11 protein-coding genes are annotated in these 12,275 nt (G+C 70.0%); 10 read left to right on the forward strand and 1 reads right to left on the reverse strand.

From position 1 onward, the window contains the following. The first annotated feature begins 4 nt into the window (after positions 1-4). The 6 genes from Pla133_RS04060 (at position 5) to Pla133_RS04085 (ending at position 5,639) form a co-directional block, all read left to right on the forward strand. Entirely contained in the window at positions 5-1,414 is a 1,410-nt protein-coding gene (locus tag Pla133_RS04060; protein WP_145062700.1) for a COG3014 family protein, read from the forward strand. A 35-nt stretch (positions 1,415-1,449) separates the two neighbouring features. After that, on the forward strand, positions 1,450-1,878 hold the full coding sequence (locus tag Pla133_RS04065; protein ID WP_145062702.1) for a DUF1425 domain-containing protein: 429 nt from the start codon (positions 1,450-1,452) through the stop codon (positions 1,876-1,878). A 50-nt stretch (positions 1,879-1,928) separates the two neighbouring features. After that, positions 1,929-2,564: a penicillin-binding protein activator LpoB gene (lpoB, locus tag Pla133_RS04070; RefSeq protein ID WP_145062705.1), complete on the forward strand. Its 636-nt coding sequence runs from the start codon at positions 1,929-1,931 to the stop codon at positions 2,562-2,564. 374 nt (positions 2,565-2,938) lie between these two features. Continuing rightward, the gene (locus tag Pla133_RS04075) at positions 2,939-3,907 is read left to right on the forward strand and encodes an NAD-dependent epimerase/dehydratase family protein (protein ID WP_145062707.1); all 969 of its coding nucleotides are present in this window, start codon (positions 2,939-2,941) and stop codon (positions 3,905-3,907) included. Between the two features lie 11 nt (positions 3,908-3,918). Further along, positions 3,919-4,236, forward strand: a complete 318-nt coding sequence (locus Pla133_RS04080) for a hypothetical protein (protein ID WP_145062709.1) — start codon at positions 3,919-3,921, stop codon at positions 4,234-4,236. Positions 4,237-4,448: 212 nt separating this feature from the next. Beyond that, positions 4,449-5,639 (forward strand): FkbM family methyltransferase, encoded by a 1,191-nt coding sequence (locus Pla133_RS04085; protein ID WP_145062712.1) that lies wholly within the window; start codon positions 4,449-4,451, stop codon positions 5,637-5,639. Between the two features lie 333 nt (positions 5,640-5,972). On the opposite strand, the gene Pla133_RS04090 is transcribed toward Pla133_RS04085, so the two are convergent. After that, positions 5,973-6,209 (reverse strand): hypothetical protein, encoded by a 237-nt coding sequence (locus tag Pla133_RS04090; protein ID WP_145062714.1) that lies wholly within the window; start codon positions 6,207-6,209, stop codon positions 5,973-5,975. A 604-nt stretch (positions 6,210-6,813) separates the two neighbouring features. Here Pla133_RS04090 and Pla133_RS04095 point away from each other — a divergent pair. The 4 genes from Pla133_RS04095 to Pla133_RS04110 all read left to right on the forward strand — a co-directional run bounded on the left by Pla133_RS04095 (position 6,814) and on the right by Pla133_RS04110 (position 12,275). Then, a complete protein-coding gene (locus Pla133_RS04095; RefSeq protein ID WP_145062717.1) occupies positions 6,814-8,505 on the forward strand; it encodes a phosphoenolpyruvate carboxykinase (ATP) in 1,692 nt (563 codons plus the stop codon). Between the two features lie 175 nt (positions 8,506-8,680). Further along, positions 8,681-9,904 (forward strand): SGNH/GDSL hydrolase family protein, encoded by a 1,224-nt coding sequence (locus Pla133_RS04100; RefSeq protein WP_145062719.1) that lies wholly within the window; start codon positions 8,681-8,683, stop codon positions 9,902-9,904. Between the two features lie 103 nt (positions 9,905-10,007). After that, the gene (locus Pla133_RS04105; protein WP_145062723.1) at positions 10,008-10,406 is read left to right on the forward strand and encodes a tetratricopeptide repeat protein; all 399 of its coding nucleotides are present in this window, start codon (positions 10,008-10,010) and stop codon (positions 10,404-10,406) included. A 30-nt stretch (positions 10,407-10,436) separates the two neighbouring features. Further along, a complete protein-coding gene (locus Pla133_RS04110; protein WP_145062726.1) occupies positions 10,437-12,275 on the forward strand; it encodes a di-heme oxidoredictase family protein in 1,839 nt (612 codons plus the stop codon).

A 12,275-nucleotide genomic window follows, 5' to 3' on the forward strand; every position in this document is an offset into this window, starting at 1 on the left:
CTCGATGCCCCCCCTCAGCTTCGATCGAAACGCACCTTGCGAGCGCCCCTCTGCGATCTCGCGACTCGGGGCCCTGGCGCTGGCGTCGGTTCTGGCCTCCTGCGCGTCCTACCCGGATCGCTACCAGGGCGCCTTGGACGACCTCCGTGGAGGACGCTTCTCGGAGGCCGCGTCCGCATTCGAGGACAAGGCCGGGGGTTTCCTGGGCGCCGCCGAGGCCGGCACGATCCGCTTCGCGGCCGGCGACTGGGAGACGGCCGAGCGCGACCTGCTGCGGGCCGCGGAGCTGGCTGACGGCTTCGACGCCGAAGCGCCGATCACCGCCGGCGGGGTGACCGAGGACCTGGGCAGCCTGCTGGTCAACGAGTCCGTTCGCACCTACGAGGGCGAGGGCTTCGAGCGCGTCCAGGTGCACGGGATGCTGGCCCTGACCTTTCTGGCCCAGGGCAAGCTCGAGGACGCCCTGGTCGAGGCTCGGCGCGCCAACCAGCGGCTCGAGCGCGAGGAGAAGCTCTACGAGACGGACTACGAGGCCGGGGGTCTGGGACACTTCGTCTCGGCCCTGTGCTACGAGCTGCGCGGCGAGCTGGGCGACACGCTGATCGACTACCAGCGCATGGACGAGAAGGGGTTGGCCCCGAGCCTGGTGGGACCCGAGCTTGGCCGCGTGGCAGCGGTCTTGCGCCGCGAGGACGTGCTGGCCGAACTCGAGCCCCGCTTCGGCCCCGCGCCAGTGGTGCCCGAGGGCTCGGCGCGGGTCGTGCTGATCGCCGGCGTGGGCCTGGTGCCCTTCAAGTCGGAAGACTCCCTGAAACTCGTCACGCCGGCCGGAGTCGTGGCCTGGGCCATTCCGAAGTACGTCGAGCGGCCCCAGCCCGTGTCTTCGGTCGAGCTGGTCATCGTCGACCACGGCCAGACCGTACGTAGCACCGTGATCGAGGACGTGGGCGCCGTCGCCGAGCGCAACCTCTCCGATCGCATCGCGATCCTGGCCACGCGCTCCGGCGCACGCGCGGCGAGCCGCACCGTCCTCGCCAAGCAGCTGCGCGACAGCGACAAGCAGCTCGCGGCCCTGGCCGTGGACATCTTCAGCCTGGCGACGGAGAACGCGGACCGGCGCTCGTGGCTGACCCTGCCGAACACCTGGCAGGTGGCCCAGGCCTTCGTCCCGGCCGGCCCCCTGACCCTCGCGGTCGACGCGCTCGGCGGCCTGTCGATCGACTTCGAGCCGATCGTGGTCAGCGCCGGCGAGACCGTGATCGTGCTCGCGCGCACCGTCGACCGCAGCCTCTTCGCCCACATCGTCGGCGGCGGCCAGCCGCTCGTCGAAGCGGCGCCCCCGCAGGAGCCGGATCCGGCGCCATCCCCCGAGGGCGACCCCTCGGCGGCCTCGACCGACGAACCGTTCATCTGACCGATCGAACCCAAGCCAAGCCTTCGAGGATCACCATGAAGATCTCGCTCCCGCGAGTCCCCGCGCTCGCCGCCCTCGGCGTCGCGCTCGCCCTGACCACCGGCTGCATCACCTCCGGTGGGCCGCTCAACACCTACGTCGTCACCGAGGGCTTCCACGAGGTCCAGCGCGACGTGGGCAACCGCAGCCTGGCCGGCGCCGTGTCCGTCAAGGACGTCATCTCCGAGCGGCGCCAGGACCGCCTCTTCGTCCAGGCTCGGATCACCAACGAATCCGGACGACCGCACATGCTCGAGTGGTCGGTCGAGTGGTACGACGGCGCCGGCATCCTGGTCGGCGAGCCCACCGCTTGGAAGTCCCTGCGCCTGGGCGGCGGCGAGGTCGAAACCATTCGTCAAACTGGTCCCACGCCCGCGGCCACCAGCATGCGTCTCTCCGTCCGCCCTCGGGATCCCGTCAACTGACCGCCGCCCCTCCGACCGTCCAGCACCAGACTCTCTCTCAAGCAACGACCATGCGTACATCCAAACTCGCCGCCCTCGCCGCGGCACTCTTGCTGCCCCTCGCCGGGTGCAGTTCGCTCGACTACGGCGACGCCCAGGCGACCGAGACCGTCACCATCGACTTCAGCACCGGCGACCTGCTCAACCTCGCCGCGGGCATGGTCGACTCGCTCACCGCTTCGCCGGCGCTGAGCCAGTACGAACACCCCTCCAAGGGCAACGACCTGCGCGTCGTGATGGTCATGGGGGGCGTCGAGAACCGCACCACCGAGCACATCGACACCAAGGGCATCACCGACGAGATGCGCGTGCGGATGCTCGAGAGCGGGCGCTTCCGGATCGTGTCCGCCGAGCAGGGCCAGGGGGCGATCGCCGATCAGGTCCGCTTCCAACAGGGCACCGGCAAGGTCGATCCGGCTACGGCCAAGGCCTTCGGGTCCCAGGTGGGCGCGGACATGGTGATCTACGGCACCCTGCGCTCGATCGAGAAGGAGCGTGGGCGCTCGCTGGCCAGCGCCGGGGTCAAGACCGACCTGCTCGACTACCAGTTCGTGCTGACGGCGGCGGACATCACCACCGGCGAGGAGATCTGGGCCAAGTCCCAGTACATACGCAAGCGCGAGAAGACCGGCCTGTTCGGGCGCTGAGGTGCCTCGGGGACGGCCTCCGGGCCCCTGGATCGGGGCCCGGGGCCTGATCCCGCGCGTCCGTACCCCACTTCGGGTTCCCGGGGGAGTCAGGGCCACTGCTTTTGTATCGAGACCGTTCGGTCCCTAGCCCACAACGGCTGTGCTCCTGTCGGCGTGCTGGCAAGTTGGGGCCAGCACCCGTCGACCTGCGCCGCCCCCCGGGGCGACGCGACCCTCCTGAAGAGCACGGGTGACCCCCCAGGTCCCCGCGACCGACGACCGGCGCCCCTCGCGGTGGGGGACGCCGGTCGTTCCATTCGAGGGTCCTCTCGAAGGCCGCAAATGGCCGCGCGCTCGAGTCCTGGGGCCCCTGCGACCGATAGCATGCGCCCGTGACTCGCTACCTCGTTACCGGCGGAGCCGGCTTCATCGGCTCTCACCTGACCCAGGCCCTGATCGCCCGCGGCGACGAGGTGCGGGTGCTCGACGATCTCTCCAGCGGCCGCCGGGAGAACCTGGCGGGGCACGAGCTGGGCGATCCCGGCAGCGGCGCCCCGGTCGAGCTGCTGGTCGGCGACGTGGCCGACGAGACCCTGATGCCCGCGGCCCTCGAGGGCGTGGGCGGGGTGTTCCACGAGGCGGCCCAGGTCTCCGTGCCCCAGAGCGTGGCCCTGCCGGTGCGCTCCATCGACGTCAACGTGATGGCGACCATGCGGCTGCTCGAGGCCGCGCGCCAGGCGGGCGTCGAGCGCTTCGTCCTGGCGGGCTCATCGGCGGCCTACGGCGATTCGGACGAGCTGCCCAAGCGCGAGTCCATGCCGGTGCGCCCCCTGTCGCCCTACGCCGTGGGCAAGGTCGCCGCCGAGCAGCTCATGACCGTGTACGGGCGTCTGCACGGGATGAAGACCGTCACGCTGCGCTACTTCAACGTCTTCGGCCCGCGCCAGGTGGATGACAGCCCCTACACCGGCGTGATCGCGATCTTCGCGCGCGCCCTGCTGGAGGGTCGCTCGGCCAAGATCTTCGGCGACGGCGAGCAGACCCGCGACTTCACCTACATCGACAACGTGGTCCAGGCGAACCTGTTGGCCATGGACCGCGACGTGGAGCCCGGTTCGATCTTCAACGTCGGCGGCGGCGAGCGCATCAGCGTCAACCAGCTCTACGCGCGCCTCGCGAGCCTGGCCGGCAGCGACGTGAAGCCCGACTACCAGCCCGCGCGCCTCGGCGACGTGCAGCACAGCCTGGCGAGCCTCGAGGCGATCCGCGAACAGCTCGGCTACGACCCGAAAGTCGGCTGGGAAGCAGGCCTCGCGCCGACCTTCGAGTGGTACCGCGAGCGCCTCGGCGCGGGCGTTTGAGGACGCGGCCCATGCAAGAGCGCGACCTTCTGGACGAACTCCTGCGCGGCGAGTTGACCGAATCCGAAGCCTACGCCTGGCTCGACCTCGTGATGGAGTCGAGCGTGCTGCCCAAGTCGCTCGAGCTGGTCGAGATGTCGCCGGCGGAGTGGTCGGCGTTCACGCGGGGGCTGCCGCTGCTCGTACTCGCTAGCTGGCGGATCGAGGGCTGGCCGGCGGAGTGCGTGGACTGTGGGGTGGAAGTGGATATCGACGGGTTGAATTGGGTTCCGATTCGCGATGCCGAGGAGCGCTCGGGCTTCGGCTTGGTGCATCCGGGTTGCCGCTGACCCGAGCGGCGGTTGTCGTCAGCGGGCGTCCGCCGAGGCAAGTGATGCGCCCGGGTGGATCGCAGGGCCCTGCGCGCTTGCCCGTGGGCGGGACTCGCTCCGACGAGGTGCTCGGCAATTGTCCGCGCCCGGTCTCATTCGAGATCCGACCGAATAGGGGCGCTCGGAATCTGCCTGGCGCTCCGACGGGGTGGTGCTAGCGTCGGGGCCGCGTGAAACCATCCACCGAGTTCCCGTCCACCCCGTCCGCAGCCGACTTCCGCCAGCGTTTGGTGGGGGGGCTGATCGACGGCGCCTTCCAGACTGCCGTCCACAACACGGATCCCCTCCGTTTTCCAGCCGGGCCGTTCAAGCGACTGCGGCGCGAGTTGCGCCAACGTTGGCGCGCGGGCCTCGGCCGGCTGGGCCTAGCGCGTCGCGGCAAGGTCGGTGAGTCGCAGTACCTGCAATACGTGCTGGCGAACCTCGACGGTTTCGAGCGCACGTTCACGCGACTGGGCGATGGAGCTTCGCGCGAGACGATGCTGGCGGTGCTGCGTTTTCGGGCTCTGGGTGCGAAGCACGTCAAGCTGCCGGCCAACACCCCGGGCTACTGGAAGACCGTCGAATCCGTCGATCGCGAGCACCTGGTCGAGCGCGACACGGGCTCGGCGGGGGACCTGCTGGGCGGGCTGAACCGTTATCGCGTTGACGGCTCGGGCCGCGCCCACGGCGACGGCGGAGCGATCGAGGCCGACTTGCACCCGCTCAATGTGTTGAACACCTTCCTGTTCGAGCACTACGCCTATCGCGTCGGGACTAAGCAGATCTGCGCACGGCGCGGCGACGTCGTGGTGGACGGCGGCGGCTGTTGGGGCGACACCGCGCTCTACTTCGCCGATCGGGTCGGCCCCACGGGACGCGTGTTCGTGTTCGAGTTCGAGCCGAGCAATCTGGAGGTGCTGCGGGCGAACCTCGAGCGCAACCCGACCCTGGCCGAGCGCGTGACGGTGGTGGAGCGAGCCCTGTGGGACGAGTCCGACTTGGAGCTGTCGTTCGGTGCCGGCGACGGCGCCGCCACGCGGGTCAGCGCCGGCGAAGGAGCCTCGAGCGGGGCTACGGTCCTGACCCTCACGATCGACGACCTGGTGGAGCGCGAGGGCCTCGCCGGTGTCGACTGGATCAAGCTGGACGTGGAAGGCGCCGAGTTGGCGGCCCTGCGCGGTGCGCGCCAGACCCTGGCTCGCTCCCAGCCGCGCCTGGCGATCAGCGCCTACCACAAGCCCGAGGACCTGGTGACGCTCCCGGACTTCGTGGCCCAGGTGATGCCCGACCACGAGCAGTTCCTGGACCACATCACGATCCACGCGGAGGAGACCGTGCTGTTCGCCAGGCCGAGGGTGGAGCACTCCCGCGAAATCTGACGCCGGAAGGCGTTCGTACGGTGCCAGGCTCACCTGGTCCCGCCACAGTTCGGGTCCGTAGCAAACGAACGAGGCCCCCTCGCCATCGGCGCGGGGGCCTCGCTCGTGTTCGGTTGGCGGCTTCGATCCGGTCTTCGGGCGCACGCTTCGGGTTCGATCCCGAGAGCAGCCCTCGCCGGAGCCGTCCCGGAAGGCTTGCGCCCCCGGGAAGCGCCCCCATCTCGGGGCGCGGTGCTTCGCTTCGGCGAAGCGGTCAGGGCCTCGTGGGCCCTCCAGAACATCAGGCCCGATGGGCCTCGCAACAACCTGGGACCCCGTGGGCCCCGTCAGAACTCAACCGCCGATGGCGGTGGAGCGCAGGAGCGCGGCGCCGGAGAGGCGTCGCTGCGACTCGAAGCGCGTGGCTTCGTCGCGGGTCAACATGCGAACGTGGTCGCAGTACGGTTCGGGGCAGGTGAGCCCCACGACGCGTCTCGCGCCGTCTTCGATCGCATGGAGGGGGACCATCGTGTGCCCGTGGTTGGGGCAGCGGGTTCCCTCGGCGATCGGTGCGGTATCGATTTTCTTCATCAAACGTCTGTCATCTGGGCGCGGTGGGGACCGCCCGGTAACTCTTTCTCGGCCGACCCCCCGGTCGGCACTGAGTCCCGCCCCGGTTGTTCCCCCAGGAGCGAGACCCTGGAGCCCCACTGCGGGAGCCGCCCTCGTTGGGCGGCCCTCGGTCTCCTACGCCTCTTCCGAACTCTTCTAGTCCGTCTTCTGCCAATGCTCTACGAGCCGGAAGGCGACCGGGGACCGTTCGGGAGGCCGAAGCTGGGAGGATTCTGCCAGGTCGGACCCCCGAACTCCCTGTCAAGAATGGCCAAAAGTGCCCCTCAGACCCCGTGAGGGCCGATTCAGGTTGACGGCGCTCGGCCCACCTGCGGCACGCGGCCGCCTTGCCGGCCGAACGGGGCCCGAGTAACCTGTTTCGCCTCGCACGGCCCCGAGAAGGCGGGTCCGAGGCTGTTGGGGGACTCCCCGGGGTCTCGACCGGGCCTCCTGTGGTACCCCGTTCGATCCGCATTCTGGCCCGCCCGGCCGGGGTCGGTGCCCGAGCGCCCTCCACCCGGTCCACCGAACCAGCTCCCCCCGGCCCACTACCCACGGCCCCGAACCCCACGGTCCTGCATCCATGGCCACCTCCTCCCCGACCGAATGCCGCGCCCAGCTCGAGCAGCTCTTCGGGCTGACCGGCGTCGACTACAAGCACAACCTCTCCAAGGAGGAGCTGTTCCACGAGGCCATCGCCAACGACCGCGGTCGCATCCGTGAGGGCGGTCCCGACGACGAGCAGAAGGCCTACCCGACCAAGTTGGGCGTCAACGGGCCGCTGGTTTACTACACCGACCCGACCTGCACCGGTCGCCCGGTCCAGGACACGTTCGGCGTGGCCTGGCCCGCCAGCGAGACCGACGCCAACGAGACCACGGTCTGGTGGAAGAACGACTTCAAGAAGTTCGACCCGGCCAAGTACGACGCGCTGCTGAAGCGAGTCGTGGCGCACCTCAACGAGCGCGGCGGATCGCTGTACGTCAAGGACGTCTACTGCGGCACCGACCCGACCTACGCGCGGCCCTACCGCCTGGTCAGCGAGTACGCCACGCACTCTTTCTTCTGCGACAACATGTTCCCCAAGGGGATCGAAGGCGTGCAGGACGAAGAGGGCAAGCGCTGGACGATGCTCAACGTCCCCAGCTTCCACTGTGATCCCGAGCGCGACGGCACCTTCTCCGGCCGCGCGGTGATCATGGACTTCAAGAACCGCATCGGCCTGGTGGTCGGCCGCGCCGACTACTGCGGCGTGGTGAAGAAGACCATGTTCACGGTGATGAACTACATCCTCCCCGGCATGGGTGAGATGTCGATGCACTGCTCGGCCAACGTGGGCCAGGGCGGCGACGGCGCGATCCTGTTCGGCCTCTCCGGCACGGGCAAGACGACCCTGTCGGCCGACCCGAACCGCAAGCTGATCGGCGACGACGAGCACGCCTGGACCGGCCTGGGCGTGTCGAACCTCGAGGATGGCTGCTACGCCAAGCTGATCGACCTGGACAAGGACGACGAGCCGGTGATCGCCGCCGCCCTCTCGATGGCCGGGACGCTGATCGAGAACGTGCCGCCCGCGCCCGGCAAGAAGATGGAGGAGTGCGATCCGCAGGAGCTGGATCTCACCGACAACTCGATCACCGAGAACACCCGCTTCAGCTACCCGCTTGAGTGCAACCCGGACGTGATGCCCGGGGCCAAGGGGCCGCACCCGCAGACGATCGTGCTGCTCACCGCCGACGCCTTCGGCGTGCTGCCGCCGGTGTCGATCCTCGAGCCGAAGGACGTCATGTACCACTTCGTCTCTGGCTTCACCGCCAAGCTGGCCGGCACCGAGGTCGGCGTGACCGAGCCCAAGGCGGCCTTCTCGGCCTGCTTCGGCGCGCCCTTCATGTCGCGCCCGCCCTCGGTCTACGCCGAGCGCCTGGCCGAGAAGATGAAGCAGAACGAGACCCGCTGCGTGCTGCTCAACACGGGCTGGGGCGGCGGGCCCTACGGCACTGGCAAGCGCATCTCGATCAAGCACACCCGCGCCCTGCTCGACGCCGCCCTCGCCGGCGACCTCGACGCCGACAAGACCGAGTACGACGTGCACCCGGTCTTCAACCTCAAGATGCCCAAGTCCTGCCCCGGGGTGCCGTCGGAGATCCTCAACCCGCGCAACACGTGGGACGACAAGGACGCCTACGACGCCGCCGCCCAAAAGCTGCGCGGGATGTTCCGCCAGAACTTCGAGGACAAGGGCTTCGGTGCCCTCGGCATCGAGCCGGTGATGTGATCGCGCGGGGGTGCCGGCCGAGAGGTCGGCGCCCCGCATGCCTCTCCGTCAGATGTCCGTCTGACCGGTTCTTGTCCGACAAGCTGTTCGCCGCGCGGTCTTGCCCCCCGCGCAGCCCCCCCGGGCGGGACTTCCCCCTGCCCGCACGGCCCAGCCGCGTCCTGCCCCACGCGTCATGGTTGCTCGCTCGAATTCCCTGCGTTCGCGTCTGCCCGCTTGTCTCGTCGGCCTCGCCTGCGCCGCCGTCGCCGGTGAGGTCTGGGGCCGCGTCGTCCGTACCGAGGAACTGCCCGCTGGTTGGGTGCGGCCCGAGCTCGTGAAGCTCGGTTGGTCCAGCGACGAGTTCCGGAGCTTCGACACGCTGCCGTCCGAGGTCGAGAGGCAGCCGGGTAGCTTCCGCCTCCTGGCCCTGGGCGACTCGTTCATGTCGGCGGGTGGGATCTACCGCCACCACAACCGCGACGTGCGTTGGCCGCACAGGTTCGAGACCTACCTCGAGCCGCGCCAGAGCGAGCGACTCGAAACCCGGATCCTCGCCACCAAGGGTTGGGGCACCCAGCAGCAGTTGCTGGCCTTCCTGCAGCGGGGCGCGTGCTGGCAGCCGGACCTGGTGGTGCTGTGCGTCTGCACCAACAACGATCTGCTCGACATCACCGCTGCAATCGATGCCCGCCGCGCCCGCCGCCCGTACTTCGTGGCGAGCGACGGGAAGCTGCTGGGCTTCGCGCCCGACGGTCAGCGGCTGCTGCTCTCGGGTGACCGTCCGGAACGCGGTCCCAGTGCCTTCATCGACCTGCTCCAGGCGCGGCGCTGGCGCTCGGGCCGCCTCGCGGACTGGCGTCTGTCCACGGTCGACCCGCGCTACACCTCTTGGAGCGGCGACCTGGGCGAGGATGCCGTTGCGGGCCTCCTCCTGCCCGATCGGGTTGCCCACGAGCCCCAGTTCAGCCACGACATGCTGAACGCCTACATCGTCGAGTCGAACGAGTGGCTCGACTACGAGTGGGAGCTCGAGCGGCTGCTGATCGCGGAGCTGAAGCGGGCCGTGGAGCGCGCCGGCGCCGAGCTGGTCGTCCTGCCCCTGCCCATGAGCCTGGATCCGACCGATCCCACGCGCCTGACCGGCTCGGGCCTGGTGCACACCATGGAGACGCCCGCCGGCCCGATCACCATCGACTTGGACAACCCGCGCCGGCGCCTGGCGGCGATCTGCGAGGACTTGGACCTGGAATGTTGGGACATCATCGACGACTTCCACGCCGTCGCGTCCGCTCCGCAGGCCTACGCCTCGATCTTTCCCGACGCCAACCGGCACTGGTCCCGCGCGGGGCACGGGCTGGTGGCGTCCCTGCTCGCGCCGCGCATTGCCGCGCGGATCGACGCTGCCGGCGGCGAGTGAGCAGGCCCCGGCGCGGATCGGAGTCGGCCGGGACCGCGGGCCGGCTCAGAGCGGCTATGCTGAGCGGCCAAACCCGCCCCGAGCGCCCGGAGATCGAAGCCACATGTCGAACGAAGAACGAACCGCGCAGGCCATGTCCCACTACATCGAGGGCATCAAGGCCTTCGGTGCCGGCGACCACGCGGCCGCGGTGGAGCACTACGACCGCGCGCTCGAGATCGACCCGGACAACACCGAGGTCCTCAACGCCAAGTCCATGTCGTTGATGAACCTGGAGCGCTTCGACGAGGCGATCGCGGTGGGCCAGCGCGTGGTCGAGCTGGATCCCGACGACGCGATGATCCACACCAGCCTGTCGATCATCTACCAGCGCATGGGCAAGATCGACGAGGCCGAAGCCGAGGCGGCGCACCACCGGCTCAAGAGCTGGCGCCAGGAACTCAAGCGGAACCCCGGCGCACCGCCCCCGCCCGAGGCCGGCGGCATCAACGTGATCCAGTAGTCCCGAGACGGGGTGTCGAAGATGGCCAGGGTGAGGAAACGAGTCGTTCCCGCGCTGGCCATCGTTGCGTTCGGGGTCTTGGCGGTCAGCGGCTCCGAGCCCGCCACGGAGCCGGCGGCTGGAGTCGCCCCTGGGGACGCAGCGGAGCTGCAACTGCGCTGGTCGCAGGTCGCGGCGGGGGAGTGGCGACTCTCCGCCAGCGTCGAGATGGACGAGCTGGTGGCGGTGGCGCTTTCCGTCGAGGCTGCCGGCCAGGACTGGCGGCGCGGACCCGAGGGGGGGGCGGCGCTCTGGGCCGACCTGCCGGCCGATGGTGGCCGAACACTCTTCGCTTGCTGGCCGATCTGGAACGACGACGGAGCCGGCGTGGGCCCGACGCTCGTGCTGGGCCGGCGTGCCGACGGAGAGCTGCCGCGGATTCGCGCCGCAGCGGCCCTCACGCGGCGCGACGGTGCGCTCCGAGCGATCGAATCGGCCGAGCTCCGAGGGAACGGGCTCGTCACGCCCCTTGCCGTCGTCGCTCCCGACGAACCGCCGCCGGCGCCCGGCGAGCCTGTCGCCGGGCTCGACTCCGACCTCCGCGCCCGCTTCGAGGCCGGGCGTTTCGAGTTCGACCGGCAGATGACCGAGCGCGACGGCCTGGGTCCCGCCTTCAACGACCAGAGCTGCTTCACCTGCCATCGCCAACCGGCGGCCGGTGGCTTCAGCGAGCGCGTCGTGACGCACTTCGGCCGGACCCGCGAGCCCGCCTCGGAGCTGCGCGAGCGTGGGGGGCCGATCTTGCAGGCTCAAGGCGTCGAGCCGGCGGCGATCGAACTCCTGCCCTCGGAGGCCGACGTGCGCGCGGAGCGCATCTCGCCGCACCTGTTCGGTATCGGTCTGGTGGAGCTCTTGCCCGACGAGGCCCTCGTCGCCCTCGCGGCGGCGCAGCCCGAGGCGCAACGGGGCCGAGTGCACTGGGTCCAGCCCCTCGAGGGCGGGCCCCTGCGCGCGGGTCGCTTCGGCTGGAAGTCGCAGTTCGCGACCCTGCTCTCGTTCACCGCTGACGCGTCGCTGCAGGAGCTGGGTCAGACCAATCGGCTGCTGCCGGAGGAGCTCGCGCCGGGCGGGGACTTCCGCGTGCTGCTCGAGTTCGACCGCACCCCCGACCCGGAACTTCGCCCCGACGCCGACGGGATCGACCGCCTCGATCGCTTGGTGGACTTTCAATCGCTATTGGCGCCGCCACCGCAGACGCCGCGCGCGGGCCACCCGGGCGAGGCCATCTTCGAGCGCATCGGCTGTGCCGTCTGCCACCAGCCGCGCCTGCAACTGCCCGCGAACCTGGACGGCCCACTGGCCGGCGTGCACTTCGCGCCCTACTCCGACTACCTGCTGCACGACCTGGGCGCCGAGGCCGACGGGATCCGGACCCGCGGCGCCGAACCCACGGAGATGCGGACGGCGCCCCTTTGGGGCCTCACCGGGCGCCGCTTCCTGTGGCACGACGGCACGCTGACCGGCGGCACCTTCGAGAGCCGGGTCGCAGCCGCCATCGATCGCCACGCGGGGCAGGGCGAGGCCGCTCGCGATCGGTTCCGGTCACTCGAGCTCGCGGAGCGCCGCACCCTGCTCGAGTTCCTCGCCAGCCTCGGGCGCGCGGCACAAGATCTGACGGCAGACGGCCGGGTCGATGGGGCGGACGGCGCCCGCTTTGGTGTCGTGCTGGTTACGAGCACCCATTTGCGGGGAACCGAGGGCACACAGATCCAGTCGTCGATGGATGATTCGATGAACGGCTTCCTCGAGCCGGTGGAGCTCTTGGGCTTCGTGTGGGGGGTCGCGCGGGCTGTCTCCCATCGCGCGAGCCTCGCCGAGCCCCGACGCTGA

The sequence above is a fragment of the Engelhardtia mirabilis genome, from assembly GCF_007748095.1.
In the GTDB taxonomy this organism is placed as follows: Bacteria; Planctomycetota; UBA1135; order UBA1135.

Coding starts and splice junctions, on each gene's coding strand:
- Pla133_RS04065 (WP_145062702.1), top strand. CDS start 1,450: ATGAAGATCTCGCTCCCGCGAGTCCCCGCGCTCGCCGCCCTCGGCGTC.
- Pla133_RS04090 (WP_145062714.1), bottom strand. CDS start 6,209: ATGAAGAAAATCGATACCGCACCGATCGCCGAGGGAACCCGCTGCCCC.
- Pla133_RS04060 (WP_145062700.1), top strand. CDS start 5: ATGCCCCCCCTCAGCTTCGATCGAAACGCACCTTGCGAGCGCCCCTCT.
- Pla133_RS04105 (WP_145062723.1), top strand. CDS start 10,008: ATGTCGAACGAAGAACGAACCGCGCAGGCCATGTCCCACTACATCGAG.
- Pla133_RS04080 (WP_145062709.1), top strand. CDS start 3,919: ATGCAAGAGCGCGACCTTCTGGACGAACTCCTGCGCGGCGAGTTGACC.
- Pla133_RS04095 (WP_145062717.1), top strand. CDS start 6,814: ATGGCCACCTCCTCCCCGACCGAATGCCGCGCCCAGCTCGAGCAGCTC.
- Pla133_RS04100 (WP_145062719.1), top strand. CDS start 8,681: ATGGTTGCTCGCTCGAATTCCCTGCGTTCGCGTCTGCCCGCTTGTCTC.
- lpoB (WP_145062705.1), top strand. CDS start 1,929: ATGCGTACATCCAAACTCGCCGCCCTCGCCGCGGCACTCTTGCTGCCC.